The sequence below is a fragment of the Gordonia sp. NPDC003950 genome, assembly GCF_053605205.1.
Genome location: NZ_JBSGIT010000069.1, coordinates 1 through 1,355, shown reverse-complemented (window position 1 = coordinate 1,355; position 1,355 = coordinate 1). Strand labels below are relative to the sequence as shown.

Genomic DNA, 1,355 nt, shown 5'->3' with positions numbered 1-1,355 from the left:
TGATCCGTCCCGGTGTTTCCGGAGGGTTCGTCTCAAGGGAGAATGAAACCTATGGCAGCGGCAGGATCGAAGCGATACTCGGATGAGTTGAAGCGCGACGCGGTGGACATGGTCGAGCAGTTGGTGGCTCAGGGGTCCACCGAGTGGGCGGCGATGGGCAAGACTGCGGACTTGCTCGGAGTCGGCTCGGCGGAGACGGTTCGCCAGTGGGTGCGCAAGGCGCCGTCGGGCGCCGCCAGCGCGCCAGCCAAGGCCGATAGCGAGGAGATTCGACGACTCAAGCGCGAGGTGGCCGAGCTCAAACGAGCGAACGGGATCTTGAAGGCGGCGTCGGCTTTCTTCGCGGCCGAGATCGACCGGCCACACCGCTAATTGTGGAGTTCATCCGCACTCACCAGGGACACCAGGTGGGTGCGGATGGCCTTGTCTGGGGCGTCGATTCGATGTGCGCCGTGCTCTGCGAGCATGGTATCCACATCGCCCCATCCACTTACTATGATCACATCAACCGCGGTCCGAGCGCCCGCATGTTCGCCGATGCGCAGGTCATCGATGCGATCTTCACTTTGCGCCGGAAGCGGCCGCTGATGCGGGTTCTGGGTTCACGCAAGACATGGATAGTATTGCGCAGCAATGGTATTGATGTCGCCCGATGCACGGTTGAACGAGTGATGCGGGAGATGGGATGGCATGGCGCGAGTAAGAAGAAGCGAGTGCGTACGACCATCCCTGATGCGGCAGCGTCGCGGCCGGCGGATCTGGTCGACAGACAGTTCTATGCTGCGGCACCAAATCGGTTGTGGGTAGCCGATTTTACATACTGCCGCACCGAGTCGGGGTGGGCGTACACGGCGTTCGTCATCGATGTGTTCGCCCGCAAGATTGTCGGCTGGAAAGTGGCCTCGGAAATGACGGTGAACCTGGTGACCGATGCCATCAACAACGCGATAGACAACCGAAAGCGTTGCGGTGTAGTTGATTTAACGAAACTCATACACCATTCAGACGCGGGATCGCAGTACACGGCGATTGTGTTCGGGCAGCGGTTGGCCGAGGAAGGCATCGCGGCTTCTATTGGCAGCGTTGGGGATAGCTACGACAACGCGCTCGCGGAGTCGGTGAACTCTGACTACAAGAACGAACTCGTCGACAACCAGCCGCGATTTCACGGCGCGACCGAACTGTCACTGGGCACGGCCGAATGGGTGGCGTTCTACAACCGTGAACGCCCACACAGTTACTGCGACGACCTCACCCCCGACCACGCTGAGCGACTCCATTACGATCACATGCGCACCCTCAATCCGGAGGGGGCACTCACAACCTGAGCTCTCCGGAAAAGCCGGGGTGGATCA

General features: G+C 60.6%; 1 protein-coding gene. It reads left to right on the top strand.

The features are described from left to right. Positions 1-51 precede the first annotated feature (51 nt). Positions 52-1,328, top strand: a protein-coding gene (locus tag ACWETB_RS23870; RefSeq protein WP_452214076.1) for an IS3 family transposase whose coding sequence is annotated in 2 segments (ribosomal slippage) — positions 52-334 and positions 334-1,328 — 1,278 coding nt in all. Because the reading frame shifts where the segments join, the coding sequence is not laid out codon by codon here. The last annotated feature ends 27 nt before the right edge of the window (positions 1,329-1,355 follow it).